Annotated in this window: 18 protein-coding genes and 1 pseudogene; 1 reads left to right on the top strand and 18 read right to left on the bottom strand. The window is 51.2% G+C overall.

Annotated elements, in window-relative coordinates:
- Nucleotides 1-20 precede the first annotated feature (20 nt).
- The 3 genes from KF749_02290 to KF749_02280 form a co-directional block, all read right to left on the bottom strand.
- Nucleotides 21-749, bottom strand: coding sequence for a glycosyltransferase (locus KF749_02290; protein ID MBX2989977.1), 729 nt, complete (start codon nucleotides 747-749; stop codon nucleotides 21-23).
- A gap of 77 nt (nucleotides 750-826) precedes the next feature.
- A complete protein-coding gene (locus KF749_02285; protein MBX2989976.1) occupies nucleotides 827-1,486 on the bottom strand; it encodes a hypothetical protein in 660 nt (219 codons plus the stop codon).
- The gene (locus tag KF749_02280; GenBank protein ID MBX2989975.1) at nucleotides 1,483-3,603 is read right to left on the bottom strand and encodes a DUF1926 domain-containing protein; all 2,121 of its coding nucleotides are present in this window, start codon (nucleotides 3,601-3,603) and stop codon (nucleotides 1,483-1,485) included. Before KF749_02280 ends, KF749_02285 begins: the two co-directional genes overlap by 4 nt.
- A 136-nt stretch (nucleotides 3,604-3,739) precedes the next feature.
- Between KF749_02280 and KF749_02275 the strand changes: the two genes are divergently transcribed.
- Complete coding sequence (locus KF749_02275; GenBank protein ID MBX2989974.1) at nucleotides 3,740-7,084, top strand: hypothetical protein; 3,345 nt, start codon at nucleotides 3,740-3,742, stop codon at nucleotides 7,082-7,084.
- A gap of 6 nt (nucleotides 7,085-7,090) precedes the next feature.
- Here the strand turns inward: KF749_02275 and KF749_02270 are convergent, their stop codons facing one another.
- From KF749_02270 to KF749_02200, 15 genes and pseudogenes are all read right to left on the bottom strand, one after another.
- Complete coding sequence (locus KF749_02270) at nucleotides 7,091-7,711, bottom strand: hypothetical protein (GenBank protein ID MBX2989973.1); 621 nt, start codon at nucleotides 7,709-7,711, stop codon at nucleotides 7,091-7,093.
- Nucleotides 7,701-10,214, bottom strand: a complete 2,514-nt coding sequence (locus KF749_02265) for a TonB-dependent receptor (GenBank protein ID MBX2989972.1) — start codon at nucleotides 10,212-10,214, stop codon at nucleotides 7,701-7,703. The genes KF749_02270 and KF749_02265 overlap by 11 nt, the downstream gene beginning before the upstream one ends.
- Nucleotides 10,211-11,686 carry a lysine--tRNA ligase gene (lysS, locus tag KF749_02260; protein ID MBX2989971.1) on the bottom strand — a complete coding sequence of 492 codons (1,476 nt, stop codon included), beginning with the start codon at nucleotides 11,684-11,686 and terminating at the stop codon, nucleotides 10,211-10,213. Before lysS ends, KF749_02265 begins: the two co-directional genes overlap by 4 nt.
- A gap of 88 nt (nucleotides 11,687-11,774) precedes the next feature.
- Nucleotides 11,775-12,533: an rRNA pseudouridine synthase gene (locus tag KF749_02255; protein ID MBX2989970.1), complete on the bottom strand. Its 759-nt coding sequence runs from the start codon at nucleotides 12,531-12,533 to the stop codon at nucleotides 11,775-11,777.
- A gap of 24 nt (nucleotides 12,534-12,557) precedes the next feature.
- Complete coding sequence (scpB, locus tag KF749_02250) at nucleotides 12,558-13,295, bottom strand: SMC-Scp complex subunit ScpB (protein MBX2989969.1); 738 nt, start codon at nucleotides 13,293-13,295, stop codon at nucleotides 12,558-12,560.
- Nucleotides 13,292-14,035, bottom strand: coding sequence for a segregation/condensation protein A (locus KF749_02245; protein MBX2989968.1), 744 nt, complete (start codon nucleotides 14,033-14,035; stop codon nucleotides 13,292-13,294). The genes scpB and KF749_02245 overlap by 4 nt, the downstream gene beginning before the upstream one ends.
- A 2-nt stretch (nucleotides 14,036-14,037) precedes the next feature.
- Complete coding sequence (trpS, locus tag KF749_02240; protein ID MBX2989967.1) at nucleotides 14,038-15,114, bottom strand: tryptophan--tRNA ligase; 1,077 nt, start codon at nucleotides 15,112-15,114, stop codon at nucleotides 14,038-14,040.
- Nucleotides 15,080-15,583 (bottom strand): HNH endonuclease, encoded by a 504-nt coding sequence (locus KF749_02235; protein ID MBX2989966.1) that lies wholly within the window; start codon nucleotides 15,581-15,583, stop codon nucleotides 15,080-15,082. The genes trpS and KF749_02235 overlap by 35 nt, the downstream gene beginning before the upstream one ends.
- A 227-nt stretch (nucleotides 15,584-15,810) precedes the next feature.
- On the bottom strand, nucleotides 15,811-16,086 hold the full coding sequence (locus KF749_02230; GenBank protein ID MBX2989965.1) for a PDZ domain-containing protein: 276 nt from the start codon (nucleotides 16,084-16,086) through the stop codon (nucleotides 15,811-15,813).
- On the bottom strand, nucleotides 16,077-17,339 hold the full coding sequence (locus KF749_02225; GenBank protein MBX2989964.1) for a trypsin-like peptidase domain-containing protein: 1,263 nt from the start codon (nucleotides 17,337-17,339) through the stop codon (nucleotides 16,077-16,079). The genes KF749_02230 and KF749_02225 overlap by 10 nt, the downstream gene beginning before the upstream one ends.
- A 59-nt stretch (nucleotides 17,340-17,398) precedes the next feature.
- Nucleotides 17,399-18,163 carry a DNA repair protein RecO gene (gene recO / locus KF749_02220; protein ID MBX2989963.1) on the bottom strand — a complete coding sequence of 255 codons (765 nt, stop codon included), beginning with the start codon at nucleotides 18,161-18,163 and terminating at the stop codon, nucleotides 17,399-17,401.
- 4 nt (nucleotides 18,164-18,167) lie between these two features.
- The gene (mtnA, locus tag KF749_02215; protein MBX2989962.1) at nucleotides 18,168-19,253 is read right to left on the bottom strand and encodes an S-methyl-5-thioribose-1-phosphate isomerase; all 1,086 of its coding nucleotides are present in this window, start codon (nucleotides 19,251-19,253) and stop codon (nucleotides 18,168-18,170) included.
- A gap of 24 nt (nucleotides 19,254-19,277) precedes the next feature.
- A pseudogene (locus KF749_02210) lies at nucleotides 19,278-20,190 on the bottom strand (sugar kinase).
- A gap of 203 nt (nucleotides 20,191-20,393) precedes the next feature.
- On the bottom strand, nucleotides 20,394-21,185 hold the full coding sequence (locus tag KF749_02205; protein MBX2989961.1) for an RNA methyltransferase: 792 nt from the start codon (nucleotides 21,183-21,185) through the stop codon (nucleotides 20,394-20,396).
- Nucleotides 21,186-21,228: 43 nt separating this feature from the next.
- Nucleotides 21,229-22,872: a methylmalonyl-CoA mutase family protein gene (locus KF749_02200; protein ID MBX2989960.1), complete on the bottom strand. Its 1,644-nt coding sequence runs from the start codon at nucleotides 22,870-22,872 to the stop codon at nucleotides 21,229-21,231.
- Nucleotides 22,873-22,959: the final 87 nt, after the last annotated feature.

Below are 22,959 nucleotides of genomic sequence, written 5' to 3'. Positions count from 1 at the left end.
CTCAGTTGCAATGCTGCCGGTTACCGTACAGGCTTCCACTCGTCCAGAATGGATCGGCGAAGGAATTGCACGGCAAGGAAGTTCATGAACCATGATGCCGTAACGTACGCGTAGCCGTACTTGCGGTAGCGGCGGGGAGACTCATAGACAACCACGTCTTTCAGAAACTTGATGCGTCCGATTTTCTCAAGGCGGCGAAACATATCATAATCTTCACCGGCGGCAATTCTCGCCGCATAGCCGTTCACTTGCTCAAACACGTCACGTTTCATGATGTGGCATTCGCCCCTTCCCATGCCCATTCCCACAACGTTCATCATGTAGAAAAACCGGTTGTAGAATCCGTGATAGTATGTATCGATGGTTCTTCTCTCATGCGGGTAAATCTCAACGCTGCATGTGATGGCGGCAAGGCCCTCAGTCTGTATTTCCTCGTTAATCCGACGAAAGAAATGCGGAACATCCTTCACAAGCGTGTCAGCATTCAGAAACACGAATATCCGGCCGGATGCATGCCTTGCGCCTTCATTCCTGCCTAGCGAAATGGTCTGCTTGATCTTTGCGGTATTCTCAACAACCACGTGAGCATATTTGCGGGCAATCTCCAGCGTGCGGTCGGTGCTGCCGCCATCGCTGACAACAAGTTCAATGTTGTATTGCCGGATGATGTCAGACGTAAATTGCTTCAACATCCCTTCGAGAAGCTTCTCCTCGTTGAGGGCGGGGATGATGATGCTGTAGCGCAGCAAATGTGATTCAGAGGAATTCAGGGCAGTGGTAATTCAAGTAGAGATAGAAGATGTCATAATGCCAATATATTCATTTCTCAAGTCAGTTCATGCTCGCATCCGCACAGAGCATCCGATTTCGCTTTCTCGAAACATTCCTTCCCCTCGGTAAAGGAAAAGTACGCAAGCCCTGCCGTGCCGAGGGCGTCAACATACGCAATATGGGTCAGCTCGTAGATTGCGCTGGCTGCGAGTAATACAATCGACATGTAAATGCAGATCATCGTGCATCGGGCGTCGGCCATGATAGCATCTGATCCGAGTTCGCGGCCCACATTGTTTTTCGCACGCATCAACCCTATCATCACAAGAATGGAAATGCACGAAATAACAACACCCCAGAATGTTGTCGCGGGCACGTGACCGATTACGATGTTGTTGATTGCCATCGCTGTGAGGACAATCGTGAGACCGTAGAATGCCGAGCCGGTTATACGCAACGCTGTCCGCTCAAAGTCATCGCGGACAACATTCTGATTCCGCCTGATACGCAGCACCATGTGGGCGATGCCCAATCCCGAAATCGCCTCGATGTAACTATCCAGCCCGAAGCCGAACAACACCAGCGTTTCATCCTCGTATCCCAAGTATGTTGAGATTACCCCCTCGATGATGTTGTAGATGATAGTGAAGATGGCAAGGGCAAACGCCCGGGAGTGGAGCTTTTGTCGTTTTTGCTCGTCAGAAAGTGGGTTCATGCCGGACTCAACGTCCTCACTTTCTGGACAATCTGATATTTCACCTCCTTCAACAACGTCGTCTTCCACGTCGGCGTGACAACCGAGCATTGGTATATTCGCTCGAATCCCGCTTCGGAGAGCGAAACTGTTTCGATGGGGTAACGCCACAATGTGGCAGGCTGTTTCACGGCAAATGCGGTTTCGATACCCAGCCATTCATCAACCAGCCCGAAGCGCTTTACATTCTCTTCCGCACCGGTACTCCGAAGCCGCTTATCCTCAAGCGGCCGCTTCTCAATCTCATAGTACCGATCATGTGCATCGCCCGCCATCATGCCGACGCAAAATTCTGCACCGAACCAGATATCAACTGCATTCTGCTCGCGGTTCGTAATCGTATAGTCAACGGTGAATGCGGCGTCGCCTTTCTTCACCGTCACGACTTTTTGCACAGTAATGCGGTGGGGCTTCTCACCAAACCACAAGGCCCCGTCCCGTCTCATGGTTATCTTGACTCCCTCTTTTCCAACAGAAACTTTGTGCGTATACGGCTGGTTCACGAAATCGCCCAACTCAAGATACTTGCATTGGGCATAGTGTTCGAGCGTTGTATTCGGTCCGAAGAAATGATCAACCAACGAAGCATGACGGTACCAATCGAAGTGCAGGTGATTCTCAAGTCCCAACTCCTTCACCAGCACGCTGTCGTGAACATTCGCCGGATCCTCCAACTTTCCCCCCTGCGCCATCAGGCGGCGGTGATAGCCCTCTTCCCTTCTGCTGAGAATATCAAGCAGATTGAACCCGGCGGGTTTGTAATCCAATTCCACGAGACTACCTCCGACATCAGGCTTGAAGTACAAGTTGATAATATCTGATTCGAGCAGGCTTTCATTCATGCCATCGCAATCAAAATCCGATTCTTCCACCCTGATCGGAGGAAGCTTTTCGATTGCATCAAGTTTGGCTTCGGCCTGAAGCAGATTCCGGTACACGGGAAAACGCAGGTTCGGCAGATACAATCCTCCAAAAACACCGTGCCAGTATGGATCGTTGCATTGCCCCGCCCAGATGTTGTCGAAAACATCCTGCGGCATTCTCTGTTGTCCCGATAGTCTCTCAGCCCGTTTAGCAATACGCAGCATCTTCTTGTGCATGTGATTCGATTCGGGGTATTTTGCCAGAAAATTCCTCCAATATCCTCCCCGAACGAACATCAAATGTTCTTCGTCGTGATGATGTTCCTTCAACTCTCGTTCAAAATTCTCAAGCTGTAGAAATGCCGTCGGATTCAACGCCCATTTCAACATCTCGGAGTATGAAGCCGTTGGAAGATAGATTCTTCCTTGCGGCGCGAATGTGTCAACAACGTCGACAAGATGCAGCATATTGATCCACGCATTGTCTTCGACCATCTTGCAGAAAGATTCAAGCCACCCGTTTGTGTAAACAGTGTTGTACGTTTTGGGCCACACGCCGAACTTCTCCCCGTCGTCGGCATTGATAACGATTCGTGCGCCGTTTTCGGATGAGACATTTTGGAGATAATGCAAGGTTTCTTCGAGCGGACGAAATGGCACAGTGTAACGCAGCATTTTGTCGATAGGTAAAACACGGAGTGTGTGCCCTTGCTCTTCGGTAACGTAGTAGCCGAGCAATTCCTCATCATGCAACCCGACGTGACGGAAATGCGTGTCGTCGACAGTCACAAACTCGACGCCGGCCTTCGCCAATGAAGCAACCAGGGGCTGTTCCCAGACCCTTTCGGCGAGCCACATTCCCCGCGGTTCGTAATCAAAGATTTTGTGGATGTAGTCGGAGAGTCTCTTGATCTGCCCGATCCGGTCGGATTCGGGAATGATGGCAAGAATAGCCTCATAGTATGAGCCGGTCAGCAGTTCCAACTGTCCCCGCTTCACCATCTCTCTCATTATTTCAATCACCTCGGGATGCTTCGCAACAAGCCATTCGAGCAATGTTCCTGTCCAATGCTGGGTGATCTTGATGTCAGGATGCTGCGCAATGACATCCAGAAACGGTTTGTAGGAATGCCGGTACGCCTCTTCAAATACCTTCTCGAAATTACCGATGGGCTGATGATTGTGAACTGCAAAGACTGTGTTGATGACTTTCATGTATTCCCAGCAATAAAACGACTCCGAAAAACAACAAAAGAATCATCAGAGATGCAACAATGTGCATTGCAAGTTTTTCATTGTGTACGTACATTGAATCACCAGCAGAAACCCATTCTCACATACTCATCAACGAATGAAGCGATTACTTGTTGTAGCTGCAGTGTTCATCCTGCCGTTCACTCTCATCTCGCAAGACAAACCATTTCTCCCGACGGGGACTGAAGGAATTGCCGGCACACCGATTATTCAGCCCCTAAATATCAATCGAATGATCGGATGGTACAATTCAAACGGCAACCAGGAATATCCGGCCGGCCTCTTTTCCGGGGCTGGCATGTTTTATCCGAAAGAAACATCGAACATTGTGTTTGCCTCGGGGTTGATTTGGGGTGGAAGATTGCGTGACGGCAACATCAACCGGCTTCACGTGAACGGACAATATTTCACAAGCGGAATGCGGCAAGGCGCGATTCTCGGGTTGCGGACAAGCACTGTGCAGAATCCGAATGACAGCACGGTTCGGATGTACAGAATTCGGCGTGATTTTCGCAAAATAGATTTGCGTCAGGATGCGGCAGAAACCTACCGAAAAATCCCGACTAACGTGACAACAGCCGACATCATCGCGCTTCGGAACGCGTACCAAAAGGATTGGGCTGAATGGCCGTGGGAATTCGGCGCCCCGTTTTATGACACAGGTTATCTTGATCAGAACGGACAACTTGTGGACGCCAACAATGGCGTACTTGATTGGGGCGAAGATGTCAACCGCAACAGCGTTCTTGACCCGGGCGAAGACCTAAACCGCAACGGCAAACTCGATGGTGAAACTCCCGGTTACGCCGATGCCGATATGGTATTGTGGTATGTTTGCAATGATGTGATTGCGTCGCGGCCGTTCTCTTCACAGCCTGTTGGCATGGAGTTGCAGGGAACACTCTGGGGCTACAACCGGACAGACGCATTGGCGAACGTTGTGTACAAGCGGTTCCGGCTCATCTACAAGGGCCTGTCATCAACCTCTGCCGCGGCCCGCATCGACAGCATGTATATCGCGCAAATGTCGGATCCGGATATCGGCGACGCCACCGACGACTACGCTGCTTGCGATACCCTGCTGAATCTCGGCTATGTGTACAATGCAGCCGTCACGGATCGTTTGTTCAACAACTTCCTTCTTCCTCCGCCTGCCGTGGGTTTCGATTTTATTCAAGGGCCCGTAGTTCCCGGTGTTGCGGGACAGGATCGGGATAAAAATGGAATTGATGACGCATCGGATTTTGCCATCATCAATCTGAAAACAAAAGGTCCGGGCTACATCAATCTTCCGATGACATCGTTCGTTTATTACGACCGGCATGTACGAAACGGCTCGCGCTATCAACCACCGCTTAGCGGGAATTTTTGGGTGAATGGATGGTATCAAGTGCTGCGCGGTTTGCCGCCATCACCCATCGGGCCGCCCGATCCGGCTCCGCTTATCAATCCTACAACTCAGACTGCTTCGAAGTATTGGGCTCACGGCGACCCCGTTCTGAATTACGGCTGGCTCGATGGATCGCCGCTGCTTCCCGGAGACAGAGAGATTACACTCTCGTCGGGTCCCTTCACAATGGCTATTGGCGACACGCAGGAAGTTGTACTTGCCGTTGTCGGAGGCTTGGGAACCGACAACATCTCCAGCATTAAAGTCATGAAGTATAACGACAAGGCAGCGCAACTCGCTTACAACAACGGCTTCAATCAGCCAAAAGCCCCCGCCCCGCCGAAGGTCAAGGCATTCGGGCTTGACCGTCAGGTTTTGCTGGATTGGAGTTTGGATTCTGCGAGCATCGCTGAAACGGAAGTCCCTCTACTCTTCGGCGGATATCGTTTTGAAGGATACAATGTGTATCAGATTCCTGATGGCACAACGGATTTGACGAACGCGCAGCGACTTGCGACGTTCGATCTCGTAAACAATGTCAAAACCATATCCCAAGAAGTGTTTGATCCTCAGGCAGGCGACATCTACCTCAGGCCTGTGCAATACGGAACCGATAGCGGCATTCAACGAAGCCTTCTCATCAATCAGGATATACTCCGGAACAGATCGCTTGTAAACGGTCAGCAGTACCATTTTGCGGTGACGGCCTACAACTACACAATGGATAACACAACCATCATCAGAAGTGTTGAAAGCGCCCCGGAAATTATCACCGTCATCCCCCAATCAAAAACGCCCGGAGCGTTGTATCCCTACAACGTTGGGGATACGGTTCTCGTCAAGAATATCGTCGGCAACAGCGACGCGGTTGTTGTGCCCGTAATCTACAATCCGCGGGGACAATCCGGCGCTCCGTACCATATTCGTTTCGACACAACGACATCAAGCAAGTCGTACAAGTGGAGCATCATCAATGCCACAAGCGGCACATCCATCTTCTCCAACATCACCGACCTCAGCGGCAGGGTCCCCTACAAAGTGGCAGAAGGTGGATTTGATGTCACGATCGGCATTCCGCCTGTAGGGTTGCGGTATGTGTTGGATGAACGGGGCAACAATGCCTACGGGCCCGATAACCCGAATCAGAACTACACGGTTCTCAGTCAGCGGCGTACACTTCGCTCGCTGAACGGCGTCGGAACAACACAGCGTGATTACGAAATCCGGTTCGATGGGGTGGGGAGTTATGCGGTACGCCTGATCGTTCTCAATATCCAATCCAAACCCGTGAAGGTTCCGTTCTCGGTATGGGATGTCGGGCGGGGGCCCGATGATGTTCCTGTTCAGGTGATTGCATCGTTCCGGGATTCGGGCAACACGCCCGATACGTGGAACGTGACGCCGTACGGCGTGTTGTACACGGATACGCTGTTCAAAATCTTCGAGCCGATTCATGTTACAGATATTCGATATCCGGTTGGGGGGAATGATTCGATTGGGGTATCAGGTCTTCTGACTGACGTCTTCCGAGCATCACAAAGTCCTGACGAGCAGGGCAATGCTTTGTGGGGAATCCAAATCGCCGACAAGGACAACGACGGCTTGCCTCCCCCGGTCGGAACCGTGATCAAGTTCATCAAATTCCACGAAATCAGGCACGGTGACATCAAGGAGATAACACCGCAAGGCCCTGTTTTCAACGACAAGAATCAAATCCGCGCCGATATTGCGGCGATCAACGTTGTCCCCAATCCCTACTACGGAGAAGCTGTTACGCCGACAGGATTGTCGAAACGCCGCGTGACGTTCACGCGACTACCCGCGAAAGCAACAATACGCGTTTTCAATCTGGCGGGACAGCTTGTTCGGACACTGGTGAAGGATGACGGAACGGAGGGCTCGCAGTTTGTCGAGTGGGACTTGCAGAATGAGTTCGGGCTGCAAGTGGGCAGCGGCGTGTACATCGCCTATATCGAGCTGCCGGAGTTCGGCGCGACGAAGACACTGAAACTCATTGTGATACAAGGGAAGGAAAACCCGAACGGGTTTTAGCACACTCTACGGCGGGTAGCGAACGTACACATGATAAATGAGTTCGAACTCGTACGCCCCGGTTTTTTCGGCCGGAACATTCTCATAAACCTGCATCGATGCAGTTGCAGTAAATCGTACCGGCGCCGATTCGAAATAGAACCGGCCCGTTCCATCCACCCTTCCCCGCAGTTGAATAAAGTTCCAGAACCCTCTCCCGACGTCCGCGATGTGGTTCCATTGCTTAGACATCGATACTGAGTCACCCGGCAGAAGTGTAAGAAACCCACCCGGTTCGATGTACGGATAATCAACATTGATCTCCGTCAGTAACACTGATGTTCGTATCGTCGGCTGGCTCGTCAACCACACATCAATTTCACCTTTGATGAAGGGCCTGTCTTCCAAGACTTCGTTGAAGAAACTCTTGAGAACAAGGCCAAGACTCCCCGACGAGCCGTTGATCGTAATCGGGAACCCCGACGCGTTCGAATCGATGAACACATTCACGACACTGTTCGGAGCTACGTAAACTGATGCCTTCAAGAACCGTTCAGGCTCGATACGCGGCGGCAACAATTCATCACAACTTGTGAATGCCAGCATCAAGAGCAGGAATGCCGGCAAATATCTTGGTTTAGAATTCAACTTGCATTCCCAGTGTTGTTCTTCTTCCAATGTAATACCCGCCCGGATCACTCAGTTCACCGCCTATTCGTCCGTTGGAGTCGATCCACTTGACGTTGTTCTCATTGAACACGTTGCGAACATCCAAGTAGAGGCTTATCAACGAGTTTGGCCACCAATCGAATTTCAATTTCTGTGTTGCCCGAAGATCGAGATTGAAGTAGCGAGGCATGCGGCTGTTGTTCTGCGAGAATGCCTTCTGACTTACAGGCTCGAATCCGGTTGCGGTGGGATAATTCGTGTACGGTCTGCCGGAATGATACTGCGCAAAAAGGTTGAACGTAAAATCCCACGGCAAGGCCAGCGAGGCCGTTGCCTTGACGGTATGACGCTGATCCCAACTGAGCGGGTATACACGCGTTGCAGGGGGAAGCCCGAATTGCGCGATGTAGAATCCGTCATCGGCGCTGCCACTGACACCCTCTGCCGTCATAAATGTGTACGACATTTCCCCCGTCAGCCAATCCCCACGGTCGCGGCTGATGATGATCTCAAATCCGGAAGCATCCGCAAACGGCGTATTGACATACTCTGCAAAGCCGTATGTACCGGCAAGCTTGCTGTCGCCGGGCACGAATGTTTTCGTGTCGATGAGATTCGTCGTCTCCTTCTTAAAGTAGGTGATTGAACCGACGATATTGTAATCGAAGCTGTACTTCACGCTGATTTCGTACGACTTTGTCCGTTCGGGCTCAAGATCAGGATTGCCAGTCACGGCACTCAACCCTCGCGCAATCGACACACGATCCAATCCGCTGTAAAGATAATCGAACAACGGATACTGAAAATACCAGCCGATGTTGAGAAAGAGATAGCCGTTCTCGGCAAGTTGCGTAGCGGCGCCGATGCGCGGACTGAACTGCTGCTTCAACCGCGCCGGAACATCCTGCTTGATCGCAAACGTAAATGCCGTGTCGCTCGACGGAATCGCCTCGATTGCCGGCCTGCTTGCTGTCGGGTCGAGAAAATCATATCGCACGCCGAAATTGAGAAGTATGCCGCTTTCCGGCACATCGTACTTGTCCTGGATATACACCGCTCCCGTTCTCGGCTTGTAGTTGTAGGAAGAACTGAAATTCAACTGCGGCTCATTGACAAGCGGCTTTCCGAAAAAGGTTTTGCGCGGCTCATACTTCACGATGTCGGAGTTCACATCGTAGAAATTCATCTCGGCTCCCACCTTCAGCAAATGCGCGCTGCTGACCTTGTACGTGGCGTCGAACTTCGCCGTGTAATTTTCCTGCTCGGTTCTGCTCCACCAAGCCCGCTGCCCGCTCACGATGTACTGCAAGTAGAAATCGTATTGGTAGGGATCATCCGCAGGCAGACTCTCTTTTGAACCCTCCCCGATTTGTGATTTTAGAGAAAACCGGCTGAGACTCGCCGTATAAAAGAAATTGTCGGATAGAGTCTGCGAAAGGATTGCAGCCAACCTGTACGAAGTCCGGTGTTGCGGCGGCAATCCCGCAAGATTGTAGCGCCAGTTGAATTCATAATCGCGCCAATCACGATCGGCATACAGCAGTTGCACGCCGAACCTCATGCTCGGCGAAACAATGTAATCCAATTTTCCAAACCCGCTGAAAGATTTTTCGACGGGAGTCTTGAAAAAATATTGCATATCCTGCCACCACCGCGTATCGGAAAGAACGCCGCTTCCTGATACGAAGTAGTAGAGCTGTTCTTCCAGAACCGGCCCTGACGCGGCAATCTCTATCTCATTCGTCTTGCTGGATTGCTTTCCGCCGAACAGATTATCTTTCGATCCTTTGACCAGAAAGCGATGATCTTCCGTTCCGGTTTTGGTGACAATGTTGACAACGCCGGAGAGCGCATTGCCGTATTCGGGTTCAAATCCGCCGGTGTACAGACTCAGTCCCGAGATGGAACTATTGGGCAACTCGGTTTTCAATCCTCCCGAAAGAGCATCCTGCACGGGAAGCCCGTCAACGAGATACACAACTTCCGTGGTCTTTCCCCCCCGGATATTTCCCTCAGCCGTGACGCCCGCCTTGTAGGTAACTACATCCGCGACTTTCGTTACAGGAAGAAGTGTCACATCTTCGCTGCTAAAGGAAAATGTTGTTCCCGTAACGTCACGTTGTATAGGTGGTCTCTCTTGAATGACAATGATCTCGTTCATTTGAACATCGGCCGCATCAAGCTGGGGATTCAGCTTCGTGCGCAAGTCCGGATTGATGACGACATTCTTCACGATCAGCGTTTGATAGCCGACGTGGCTAAGTCGGATATCATACGTGCCGGCCCGGATATTCTGTACCTGAAAATATCCCTCGACGTCGCTGCTTGTACCCTGCTGTGTTCCGACAACAAGAACAATAACGCCCGGAAGTTTCTCGTTCGTCTTCTTGTCGCGCACAACACCTTCGAGAATACCGTTGGTGCCGGCAACTGCAGGCGAGACAAAAGAGAGAAATGTGAGGAATACAAGAACGCGACTCATAATTTCTCCGGCTTCATCTGCGGGAAGAAGATCACGTCGCGAATCGATTCCTGTCCGGTGAGCAGCATCGTCAGGCGATCGATCCCGATGCCGAGGCCTGCTGTCGGCGGCATGCCGTACTCGAGCGCCCGCAGGAAATCCTCGTCGAGCGGCTGAATTTCTGCCTGTCCGCGGGCACGAGCCTTCATCTGTTCCTCAAAGCGGGCCCGTTGATCGAGGGGATCGTTCAGCTCACTGAATGCATTGCAGATTTCCTGCCCGTTGACGATTGCCTCAAATCGCTCGACGAGTCCCTCTTCCGAACGGTGTTTCTTTGCTAACGGCGACATTTCGAGAGGATAGTCGGTAATGAATGTCGGTTGGATGAGATGATGCTCAACCTTCTCGCTGAACATCTCATCGATAATTGCGCCCGAACCCTCGCCCGGCGGAATGTCAAGATGCATCTCTTTCGCAATCCGCCGGAGATCTTCTTCGCTTTTTCCCCTGAGCTGCTTTCCGGTGTACTTTTCGATTGCATCAAACATCGTCAGCCGCGTCCAGGGTGGCGTGTAGTCAATCTCGTTCTTTCCCACAACGGCTTTCATCGAGCCGTTGATTGCCGTCGCTACGCGGCTGATCATCTGTTCAACCATCTCCATCATCCACAAATAATCCTTGTAGGCAACGTACACCTCAAGCATCGTGAATTCAGGATTGTGCGTGCGGTCCATTCCTTCATTGCGAAAGTCCTTTGCAAACTCAAACACGCCGTCGAAGCCGCCGACGATCAGTCGTTTGAGATACAATTCGTTCGCAACACGCAGGAACATCGGCACATCAAGCGTGTTGTGATGCGTGATGAACGGGCGTGCGAACGCGCCGCCGTATTGCGGCTGAAGAATCGGGGTCTCGACTTCAAGATACCCCTTCCCCTCAAAGAACGCCCTCATCGTAGAGATGATCTTCGACCGTTTGATGAACACATCCCTCACCTGCGTGTTGACGACCAGATCGATGTAGCGTTGCCGGTAGCGAAGTTCCTTGTCCGAGAACGGATCGTGAACGACACTGTTTCCTTGTTCGTCTTTCGTTTCTTTTGCTATCGGCAACGGGCGGAGGGATTTCGCCAGCATCGCGATTGTTTGAGCATGAACGGACACTTCGCCCATTTTCGTTCTGAAGATGAAACCTTCTACTCCCACAATGTCGCCAATATCGAAGAGCTTGAACGCGTCGTACATCGCGCCAAGATCATCTTTCTTCAGATAAATCTGAATCCTCCCCTGCGAATCCTGAATGTGACAGAATGATGCCTTGCCCATCTTTCGAATAGACATGATTCGACCGGCAACAGCCACCGTTCTCTGCGGCGCATCGTCCTGGAATGAGTTGATGATTTCCTTCGAGAATGCGTTACGCGGAAACTGATACGGGTAAGGATTGACGCCGATCTTCTTCAGTTCTTCAAGCTCTTCGCGCCGGCGAAGCATGAGTTCGTTGATATCCTGGTGTTCCTGCTTTACTTCCAAGGTTTCTCCCAATCTCTTAACAATATGAACCGTACGGCGAATGGATGAGTCAGAATTCTTCAGGCATTCCTGCCATTTGTTTCAGCTTTCGGATTTCGGGACGAGTCAGGCTGCGTGTTTCTCCTCTGCTCAGTCCTTCTTTCGTCACGGGCCCGTACGCAACCCGGTCGAGTTTCTTCACTTCGTACCCGAGTGATTCGAACATGCGACGAACCTGCCGGTTGCGTCCCTCATGAATAGTGATGCCAATGTCCTTCCCCTTGCCATGAGGGATGACGTAGATTTCCGCGGGTGCAGTCTTGCCGTCCTGAAGTTTCACTCCTTTTCTGAGTTGAGCTGCATGCTCGTGTGTCAATGGCGTTTCCAGGGCGACTTGATACGACTTCGGAATCCCGAACTTCGGATGCATCAAGTGATGTGCAAACTCGCCGTCATTGGTCAGCAGCAATACCCCCGTCGTGTTCCGGTCAAGGCGGCCCACGGGATAGACGCGTTGTTTCGTTTTGACGAGGCTCATCACCGTTGTTCTCCCCTTTTCGTCGCTGAGTGTGGTAATGGCATCCTTCGGTTTGTTCATGACCAGATAGAGATAGTCGTGGACGTGAGCAACCTGTTTGCCATCGACGAAGACTTTGTCCTTGCGCGGGTCGATCTTGGCACCAAGATCCTGCAGCACGTTGCCATTGACTTCGACTTTCCCCTCCAGCACAAGGTCATCGGCCTTGCGCCGTGAGGCGACCCCGCACATACTGATGTACCGATTGATGCGGATGAGTTCTTTCGGGCTCTCTTTCGGATTACGTTTCATGGGAGGATTTCGTACCGGTCGGGCTCAATCATTGTGTTCCGGTTCTTCCGTGTCCTCGTCAGGATCAACCTTGCGCAATCTTCCATCCTCACTGACGACAATGCGAACGTCGTCATCGTCGTCCGCTTCTTCATTGGCCGAGGCTTTCGCTTCCTGCTCCTTCAACAGCTGCTTCTCGACCTCAAACTCCGCTTCCGCCAACAGCTCGTCAATTTCGCGGGGTTTGGGAAGTTCCGAAAGGTCATTCAGGCCGAAATGTTTGAGAAACTCCGCAGTGGTGCCGTACAACAACGGACGACCGGGCGTTGCGGCTCTTCCCACAATCGTGATCATGTTCCGCTCCAACAGCGAGCGAATGATGTAATCCGCATTCACGCCGCGTATGGATTCGATTTCCGGTTTGGTCACGGGCTGTTTGTATGCTATCACGGCGAGGCTCTCCAGTGCGGAAGCGGACAATTTGCGTTTCGACTTCTCCTTCATCATTTTGCCAAGCCACACGGCATACAGCGGAAGGGTTGCAAACTGGTAGCCGCCTGCGACTTTCACGATGTGCATCGAGCGCCCTGACGCCTCGTATTCCTTGTTCAACTGTTCAATGCCGTCGAGAATAACCTGCTCGGTGATACGTTTTTGGGGAAGCTCTCCTGATTGAAACTCGCCGAATATCGCGAGCATATCCTTGACAGATAAAGGCTCATCCGTTGCAAACAGCAACGCTTCGATGATCTGCCGTATGGTTGTCGGTTGTTCCCCCGTCATGCATTCTCCGGCACGGTACTCTGCGAAGGGACTGGCGCGATGATGATATCGTCTTCAGACTCCATCGGCAGCAGGGAAATGACCTTGTTCTTCGTCATTTCGAGCAACGCAATGATGGTCACAATGATCCGCATTTTCTCTGTCATGTGCCCGACAAGCTTCAACAGCGTGACATTCTTGTTGACACGCAAGTAATCCAGCGTGTAGCTCATTTGTTCTTCGATCGTGACGTTGAAGAGCTGTACCTCATGGACAACTTTCTTCGGCATGCTGTCCAATGCTTTTTTGTAGGCGGCAATCAGGTTGAACACCGTGATATCCTTGAGGAAATCCTTCTCCTCTTCTTCAGCATACACCACCGGATCGGCTTGAAAGAATCTACGATAATAGATTTTGCGTTGTTCATCCTCAAACTTCGAAAGTTCAAACGACATTTCCTTGTACCGCTTGTACTCGATCAAACGACGGACAAGCTCTGCACGCGGGTCTTCTTCTTCGCCGTCGGGTCCGATCTCGCGGGGGAGCAACATCTTCACCTTGATTTGCATCAGCGTTGCCGCCATAACAATAAAGTCCCCGGCAATCTCCAGGTCGAGCGTCGCCATCAGGTGAAGATATTCGAGAAACTCCTGCGTGATTTTCGAGATGGGAATATTGTAGATATCCAGCTCATCTCTCTTGATGAAAAAGAGAAGCAAGTCAAGAGGGCCTTCAAAGTCTGTAAGCTTGACTCGGTACATCGTCATCCCAGGTTCATTGCTGTACGGACTTCGTGCATTGTTTCTTGTGCCCGCGTGCGGGCTTTTGTTTCGCCGTCGGCAAGGATGGCTTGAACTTCATTCATATGTGTTTCGAAGTAGGAGCGTTTCTCGCGGTTTGGAGCCAACTCGTCTGCAATCCTTGTTGCCGCCCGCTTTTTGCAATCAACACATCCCAACGCTCCACTCCGGCAATCTGCCTCGATCTGAGGGACTTCAGTCGGATTGAATTTCTGATGGTATGTAAACACCAGACAGATTTCCGGCCGCCCGGGGTCATTCTTCCGTACTTTCTGCGGATCTGTTACCGCTGTTCGCATCTTCTTTTGTATCTCGTCGGGAGAATCTGAAAGAAGAATCGTGTTGCCGACGGATTTGCTCATGCGCCTGCCGTCCAATCCGGTCAAGCGTGCAAACTTCGTCAACTTCGCTTCGGGTTCGGGGAACACCCGCCCGTACTCGCTATTGAACTTGCGGGCAATCTCCCGTGTGATTTCAACGTGCGGAACCTGATCTTCGCCAACAGGAACATACTCGCCTTTGTACAAGAGAATATCCGCCGCCTGCAAGACGGGATAACCGAGGTGGCCGTAGCTCACGTTTTCGATATTCAAATCTCTCACCTGATCCTTCACGGCAGGGTTTCGCTCAAGGCGCGCCTGCGTAATCAGCATCGAGAAGATGAGATGCAACTCCGTATGTTCTTTGATTTGCGATTGGCGAAACACAGGGCTTTTTGCAGGATCAATACCGGCTGCAAGCCAGTCGATCAACATATCGATTGAATTCCGGTAAATGTCCGACGAATCCAACTTTGTCGTCAGAGCATGATAATCAGCGATAAGGTGGTAGTTGTTGAATTCGTGTTGGAGAGAGACCCAATTTTCCAGCGCTCCGACAAGATGGCCCAAATGCAACTTTCCTGTCGGCCGCATACCGCTCAGAATGGTTTTTTTTGTCGTCAATAAATCTTCCCTGAAAATCCCGTTTGGCAAAAGAACAAAGAACCCGTCGCGTGCAGACGGGTTACTGGAGAAAGAGGTACGGCTTCCACCGCTCATCCATCCTTCCCACAAAGTGGCTGATGAACGAGACATGATTCGGCCTCATGGGTTTGCGCAACAAAGGCATGCCGGCTTCGTCCGGAGTCCGGTCACCTTTCTTGTTGTTGCATTTGACGCACGCGCACACAAGGTTCTCCCACGCCTCCTCGCCGCCGCGGGAAACCGGCCACACATGATCGAGCGTGAGCGTCAAGTCACCCCGGCCGCAATACTGACATCTGTGTCCGTCGCGACGGAGGATATTCTTTCGTGAGAGAATAATCCGCTTGAACGGAACTTTGACGTAGAACGACAACTTCACGATGCTTGGAAACGGCATCGTGGCCGACACGGAATGTACAGCCCGTCCGTCGTACGCTTCAATCAATTCCGCTTTACCGAGATACAACAGAATGATTGCCTTCTTCACGTTAATCACACTCATTGGCTCGTAGTTCTGATTCAGAATCAGAACTTTTGCGTTCATCTTGCCAAGAGCCGTCCGCTGTGCCGCGTATGCGCTGAAGTTGACTTACCTCCTTGCTGTCGCAATTCGTTAATCGATCGCCGTGGACTAGTATCTGGAAAAATATAGCACTAAAGGGAAGTATTGTCAAGCAACATGAGGTTGACGCTGCAAGCCTCTTTCATATATCACAAACAAAAAGCCCCGGGTACGGCCGGGGCTTTCTTCAGAATTCATGGATGTTGAGCTTATCGCGGAATCTGAACTGCAATATACACTGATACGCCTTGCTGCTTCTTTACTCGCAGCAGTAATGCATCGCCGGGTTTCTTTGCATCCACTAATTTTAGAAACTCGGACGTACTACCGACAGCCTTCCGATCTGCTTCGATGATAATATCACTTTCTGTAATACCCTGGTTCGATGCCTCACTGAAGCGGGTCACTTCCGACACCATGACACCACTTTCTGTTTCGCTTACCTTTTTCTCTTCCTGCGTCATCGGGCGGACTGTCAATCCCAACTTGTCAAATTTGACAACGGACGGTTTTCGTTCACTGTCTCTGTCGGTTTCTTCTTTTTGTCTGATGCCCTGACGGTCGTTCTTTCTTCCTCCAGCTCCTTCAGTGTAATCCCTTTTCGTTCGATGTTCTTGCCATCCCGGAAGATTTTCAGGGCAACAACAACGCCAGCGCGCTTTGTTGCGATATAGCTCTGCAATTCATTCGGCTCATTCACGTCCTTGTCGTCAATGGAGAGAATCACGTCGCCGGGCTTGATGCCGGCAGTTTCAGCCGCACCGCCTTTTCGCAATTCATTCACCAACACGCCCCGGGCCCTGTCCAACCCGATAGCACTCGCCATCGTCTGATCTACGGCACGAATAGTGACCCCGATGTATCCGCGACGAATCTTACCATCCTGAATCAAGTCCATTGCAACCGTCTTGACGATATTGATCGGCACAGCAAAGCCGTATCCCTGATACCGCATGTTCGTCGTTGCGATGGCAGTGTTGATGCCGATCACTTCGCCGTTCATGTTCACCAAGGCGCCGCCACTGTTTCCCGGATTGATGGCAGCATCGGTTTGAATGAAGTTCTCGATACCGTACTGGTCGTTGATGATCCGAATGTTGCGGCCCAACGCACTGACAATTCCGGCCGTTACAGTGGAGGTCAAGCCCAACGGATTACCGATTGCGAGAACCCACTCGCCAACCTGCACGTATTCTGAGTTGCCGAGGGCTGCAACCGGAAAATCCTTGCCTTCGATCTTGATGACAGCAAGATCAGTTGTCGGATCAGTTCCGATCAACTTTGCATCATATGTTGCCTTCTGATTGTCAAGCAGAACCTTGATGCCGTTCGCGTCAGCATTCTCGACAACATGATTGTTTGTGACGATATATCCGTCAGAGGTAACAATGACACCGGAACCCGCTCCTTGTGATCGCGGGGATTCACGCCGCTCCGGGCCAAAAAAATGCCAGAAATCCTGCGGCATATTACCACGGTCGCTTCGGGCTGCTGTCGTCACGGTGATGGACACGACGGTCGGCGTAACCGCCTTTGATACAGCGATGAAGTTGTTGCTCGCCGCTTTTAGATCCACATTATTCACTACCGGCGGAGCTGCTGCACCGAGCTTGATGTCGTCCTTGCTTCCTGCAACGCCCGGACCAACACCTAAACCTGAATTCGATACAAGCAACGCACCGAAGATAATCCCGATGGTAATCAAAAACAGTGAAACAAAAACTGATTTCTTCGTCATTTCTTCTCCCTACATATTGTTATTAGACATTCCAATATCACAACTGCGCACATCAGCGTTTACAAAAGAGTTGCAAACACCTCCTCGGAACGAAGTCCTCGAAATCCTTCAATATGATGCCGCAAGTGACGATGCAATGAATACTGCACTTCTTCATTCACCGAGGGTGACAGATTCATATTCATCACTGATTCTGATGTCGTGGCGTGTCGCATCTGTTGTAGCGAGCGTACTGAAGAAGCTGAAATCCCTTTGCGACCGGAATTATCCGAGCAATTCTTGCAGAGAATTCCGTCGTGAGTGACAACATAACGTCCGGATTCCTCCAGACCTTCCGGAATCCCAACATTGCAATGCACGCAACTCTCAAGTTGAGGATCGAACCCCAAAATGGCCGACATCTTCATTTCAAAGTAATATAACGCATAAACGGCGTTTTTTGTTGCAGCATTCACCGTCTGTAAAACATCAACGAGCAATGAGAACAGAATTTCATTCCTCTCTTCGGCGTGGCTTGCGATATCTGCCAGCTCAACCACGGAAAGGCCTACCCGCATTTTCTCCATGTCTTCCGACAGGTATCGAAACGGGGTTACAACATCACATTGGGAGAGCAGTTGCAAATCCCTATTGTCTTTCTTGTAGATTACACATGCCACATGGTTCATGGGCTCAAGGGCAGACCGGAATTTGCTTTTCGCCTCGCGCGCACCTTTTGCGATGACGGATATCTTGCCGAATTCGCGTGTGTACAAGCGAAGGATCTTGCTCGTATCGCGGTATTTCATTTTGGAAAGAACAACTCCTTCGGTCTTGACAATCATGGTGCTATGCCCGTTGCCCTCCCGGTATGGCGGGCTGATTGCCCTCGGGTTTTCCGGCCTCTGTTCGCAGCCCCGCTATTGATTTAACAAACGGGGGCCGCAGCACGCCTACCTCTGTAACAATGCCATGAATGAATTCGTTCGGGGTTACATCAAAAGCAGGGGCAAATACCCCCGCACCTTCGGCAGCAATTCGCAGGTTGCCAATATGCGTCACATCTCTTGGGTCGCGTTCCTCAATCGGTATGTTTCTGCCGTTGCGTGATTTGAAGTCGATGGTTGTTGTCGGGGCAGCAACATAGAATGGAACGCCATGTTGGCGTGCAAGCACAGCGAGAACGTACGTCCCGATCTTGTTGGCTGTATCGCCGTTGGCGGCAATACGGTCGGCTCCGACAATCACCAAATCAACTTCCCGGTTTTGCATCAGCAGTCCTGCCGTACTGTCCGTTATTACGGTAACGTCGATGCCGGCACGAAGCAATTCCCACGCAGTTAACCGTGCACCCTGAAAAAGGGGGCGTGTTTCATCGGCAAACACACGAAGAACATTGCCTTTTTTTGCCGCTGTCGTGATCACGCTCTGCGCCGTGCCGCTGCCTGTGGTTGCAAGCGCACCGGTGTTGCAATGGGTGAGGATTGAAGAAGGAATCTGGATCAGACCGGCGCCCAATTCGCCTATCTTCCTGCAAGCGTCAGCATCTTCTTCCTGCATCATCTTTGCTTCATTGAGCAGATACCGTCGCATGTCGGCCAACTCCGCCCGGGGATTCAGATCGAAGGTCCGGCGAACCCGCTCGAGAGCACCGAAAAGATTTACCGCTGTGGGACGAGTTTGAGAGAAGTAGTTGATGGCGGAATAGAATTCTTCGGTCACCTCCTGCATTGTCGTGAGCGAACTTGCATGCGCCACGAGAACCAGTCCGTATGCAGCAGCAACTCCAATGGCAGGCGCCCCGCGAATCTGAAGCTTCCGGATCGCCTCCCCTACGACACGATAGTCTGATGTTTCAACATATACTTCTTCATGAGGGAGTCTTGTCTGGTCGATAAAGCGAACAACGCCATTGCGCCACTCAACCGATACCATGGTGTGGTCTCCGAATAAAATGTGTCAGTCGCCATCAAAACGGGAGAGTTCGCGAAATGCCCGGAACCGGTCCTGAACTTGGAGGTATGTCAGATCTGTGAGGCCTTCAACACTGAACTTCTCAACACAGAATGATGCCATTGCGCTGCCGTAAATGACGGCGCGCTTCAAATTCTCTTCCGAAAAATCATCTGTCTTGCCCAGCCATCCGACAAATCCTCCCGCAAATGTATCGCCTGCTCCCGTCGGATCAAAGATATTTTCCATCGGATACGCCGGCGCCGTGAAGATTGTTTGTTCCGTTATCAGCATTGCGCCATGTTCACCTTTCTTGATGATCACGATTTTGGGGCCCATTGCCCGAATGACGCGTGCCGCCTTGATGAGATTGGGTTCTCTCGAAAGCAAACGTGCTTCCGAATCGTTCAACACGATCACATCGATCAGTTCAAGAGTCTTCTTCAGCTCGGCATTCTTCCCCTCAATCCAGAAATTCATTGTGTCGCAAATAACCAGACGGGGTTTGTCAATCTGCTCCAGCACACGCCGCTGCAACACGGGATCGATATTCCCGAGACAGACATACTTGCTCTTCTTGTACTTCTCCGGAATCTTCGGATTGAACTTTTCGAACACATTCAAATCCGTTGCAAGCGTGTCACGGTTGTTGAGGTCGTAGTGATACTTTCCCGCCCAATGAAATGTCTTCCCGTCCTTCACTACTTCGAGACCGTCAAGGTCGATGCCACGCGATTCGAGGAATTCCATCCCTGATTTTGGGAAATCTCCTCCTACTACTCCCACAAGCCGATGGGTGCAGAAGCAACTTGGTTGCGGCGGCAATATATGTTGCAGAGCCACCGAGAGCATTTTTCGCCGAACCGAACGGCGTTTCTATGGAATCCAATGCAACGGAACCAACAACGAGTACACCCAATTGATTTCTCCGATATGACTGTTGAGGAAGTAAAAAACCGAACAAATTTACAGAAAGCGCGCCTGATTAGCAACGAAAAGATGCCCGCTCGAATCAGTGTTGCTGAACATCACGCTATACGAGTACGGAAGTCCGGCTCCATCCGGAACCGGACTTTCTGCTGAATGGAAATCGATCGGAATCGATTCGGACAACAGAAACCGTCAGTCATACAAGCGATGCAAGGCGGAAAGGACGATTCCGCACGCCACACTGACATTGAGCGATTCGCCGGCCCCGTATCTCCGAATTACGAGCCGGGCATCGGCTAATTGCCTCACCTGATCGGAAACACCCCATGCTTCATTACCGAATACGATGATCGACTTGCTTTCGTAGGTAACATGATCGAAATGTGTCTCGCCGCTCGGATCCGTGACATAGATGCGGTACCCCAAGTCTTTCGCCTGTGAAAGGATTGAGAGGAGATCCACCTCTTCAACAATGGGCAGATGGAAGACGCCGCCCATTGTTGCGCGCAGAACTTTCGGATTGTAGAGCTCGACGGAGTTCCGTCCGATCAAAATCCCATCTACTCCAAACCAATCGCACGTTCTCACCATTGAACCGACGTTCCCGGGGTCGGATACGCCGTCGAAAGCAACAATGGTGCATTGGCCATCCGGGCAATGCAACAACGACTCGGCGGGGAATTCCCGTTGCTGCAGAACCGCCACAATACCCTGGGCATTCACGGTATCAGATATCGCGTCAAGCTCTCTCGGAGCCACTTTGTGAACATCGCGGCATTTCTTCTTCAATGCCTGAAGAGCAATTCTGCCACTTGCATCCTTCTCCACTTCTTCGGTATAGAACGCTTCGATGATGGGAAAATCAGAACTTGCCGCTTCCTGCACAAACCTGATGCCCTCTACAAGGAACTTCCTTTCGCTGTCACGATGTTTCTTGTCGGCAAGATGCTTCAGCGATTTGATTTTTGCTTTGGTCAATGTCATCTTCTCACCTCCATTGTGAGAATTGTTTAAGTGGCCACCCCCGTCATTCAGCGTATTCCCCCCACGTTTGTCTGAGAACATCCGATATTTCGCCTATCGAGGCATACACCTCAACACAGGAAAGGATATAGGGAATAAGATTCTCTGTCCCTTCTGCTGCGGCTCGCAAGGCATTCAGCATGCGGCGAACGTCGTCGTTGTTTCTCCGGGAACGTATCTCCTGAAGCCGCTCAAGCTGACGTTTCGTTGCAGAATCTCCTATTCTCAGAATGTCAACATCACTCTCATCGTTGGAAACAAATTCATTCACGCCGACAATGATTTTTTCCTTCTGCTCAATTGCAAGCTGATACCGGTATGCACTTTCCGCAATTGCCTGCTGGAAGAATTTCTGCTCTATTGCCGACACAGCTCCGCCCAATGCATCAATCTTATCGATAAGTTCCTTCGCCTTCGCTTCGATATCATTGGTGAACGATTCGACAAAATAGGATCCTCCGATCGGGTCAATAGTATCTGCAACGCCGGACTCGTGTGCTATTATCTGCTGTGTGCGCAGCGCGAGGGCCGCCGATTGTTGTGTCGGTAGCGCAAGAGCTTCGTCCCTTCCGTTGGTGTGTAACGACTGGCAACCGCCAAGCACGGCGGCAAGCGCCTGCATAGTTACCCTGACAACGTTGTTGTCGATTTGCTGGGCAGTCAGCGTCGCGCCGCCCGTTTGTGCATGAAAGCGGAGTTTGAGAGTCTCATCATTCTTTGCTCCGAATCGTTCCTTCATAATGCGGGCCCAAAGCCTGCGTGCTGCACGGAACTTCGCAATCTCCTCAAAGAAGTTGTTGTGAGCGTTAAAGAAGAACGACAACTTCGAGCCGAAGGTATCGATGTCGAGTCCCGCATCGACGGCGGCTTGAACGTATGCGATGCCGTTCGCAAGCGTGAACGCTACTTCTTGAACGGCTGTCGCCCCCGCTTCACGGATGTGATATCCGCTGATGGAAATTGTGTTCCACTTCGGGACGTGTTCGCTGCACCACTGAAAAATATCCGTCACAAGGCGCATCGACGGAACGGGCGGGTAGATGTACGTGCCGCGTGAAATGTATTCCTTCAGAATATCATTCTGGATCGTGCCGGAGATTTTCTTGAGATCCACTCCTTGTTTTTTTGCCAATGCAACGTACATGCACAACAAAACGCCCGCCGTCGCATTAATCGTCATGGAGGTTGTAACTTTGTCCAGAGGGATACCGTCGAACGCTACTTCCATATCCGCGAGGGTATCAATAGCAACACCGACTTTCCCGACTTCGCCTTCCGCAAGTTTGTGGTCGGAGTCGTACCCGATTTGTGTAGGCAGATCGAAGGCAACGGAAAGTCCGGTTGTTCCCTGACCGAGAAGAAATCGATAGCGTTTGTTGGATTCTTCCGGCGTGCCAAATCCGGCGTACTGACGCATCGTCCAGAATTTCCCGCGATACATTGTCGGGTAGACGCCTCTTGTAAACGGATATTCGCCGGGAAAACCTATCGTGTCATGGTGATCTTCACCCGTAGGAATGTACAAGCGCTCAATCGGAATTCCCGAATCTGTTGTAAACTGCTTACGCCGTTCGCCGAACCTGTCAACAACGGGTTTGACTCGCTTTTCGTTCCACGCACGTTTCTTATTTTCTAATGATGAAGACATGTTCTTTCCAAAGCTGATGTGGAGGATGTAGAAAATAATAACCAAGACTATGGGGAGATGCAAGCAACGGGGTTGAGCGCGTGATCG

The sequence above is a fragment of the Bacteroidota bacterium genome, from assembly GCA_019637975.1.
Taxonomy (GTDB): Bacteria; Bacteroidota; Ignavibacteria; order UBA10030; family UBA6906; genus CAADGV01.
This window is presented reverse-complemented; position numbering and strand designations above follow the sequence as displayed.

Excerpts from the sequence above, each read along its gene's own strand:
- KF749_02285 (MBX2989976.1), bottom strand. The coding sequence starts at position 1,486 with ATGAACCCACTTTCTGACGAGCAAAAACGACAAAAGCTCCACTCCCGG.
- KF749_02280 (MBX2989975.1), bottom strand. The coding sequence starts at position 3,603 with ATGAAAGTCATCAACACAGTCTTTGCAGTTCACAATCATCAGCCCATC.
- KF749_02275 (MBX2989974.1), top strand. The coding sequence starts at position 3,740 with ATGAAGCGATTACTTGTTGTAGCTGCAGTGTTCATCCTGCCGTTCACT.
- KF749_02265 (MBX2989972.1), bottom strand. The coding sequence starts at position 10,214 with ATGAGTCGCGTTCTTGTATTCCTCACATTTCTCTCTTTTGTCTCGCCT.
- lysS (MBX2989971.1), bottom strand. The coding sequence starts at position 11,686 with ATGCTTCGCCGGCGCGAAGAGCTTGAAGAACTGAAGAAGATCGGCGTC.
- KF749_02255 (MBX2989970.1), bottom strand. The coding sequence starts at position 12,533 with ATGAAACGTAATCCGAAAGAGAGCCCGAAAGAACTCATCCGCATCAAT.
- scpB (MBX2989969.1), bottom strand. The coding sequence starts at position 13,295 with ATGACGGGGGAACAACCGACAACCATACGGCAGATCATCGAAGCGTTG.
- KF749_02245 (MBX2989968.1), bottom strand. The coding sequence starts at position 14,035 with ATGTACCGAGTCAAGCTTACAGACTTTGAAGGCCCTCTTGACTTGCTT.
- trpS (MBX2989967.1), bottom strand. The coding sequence starts at position 15,114 with ATGAGCGGTGGAAGCCGTACCTCTTTCTCCAGTAACCCGTCTGCACGC.
- KF749_02235 (MBX2989966.1), bottom strand. The coding sequence starts at position 15,583 with ATGAACGCAAAAGTTCTGATTCTGAATCAGAACTACGAGCCAATGAGT.
- KF749_02225 (MBX2989964.1), bottom strand. The coding sequence starts at position 17,339 with ATGACGAAGAAATCAGTTTTTGTTTCACTGTTTTTGATTACCATCGGG.
- recO (MBX2989963.1), bottom strand. The coding sequence starts at position 18,163 with ATGATTGTCAAGACCGAAGGAGTTGTTCTTTCCAAAATGAAATACCGC.
- mtnA (MBX2989962.1), bottom strand. The coding sequence starts at position 19,253 with ATGGTATCGGTTGAGTGGCGCAATGGCGTTGTTCGCTTTATCGACCAG.
- KF749_02205 (MBX2989961.1), bottom strand. The coding sequence starts at position 21,185 with ATGACATTGACCAAAGCAAAAATCAAATCGCTGAAGCATCTTGCCGAC.
- KF749_02200 (MBX2989960.1), bottom strand. The coding sequence starts at position 22,872 with ATGTCTTCATCATTAGAAAATAAGAAACGTGCGTGGAACGAAAAGCGA.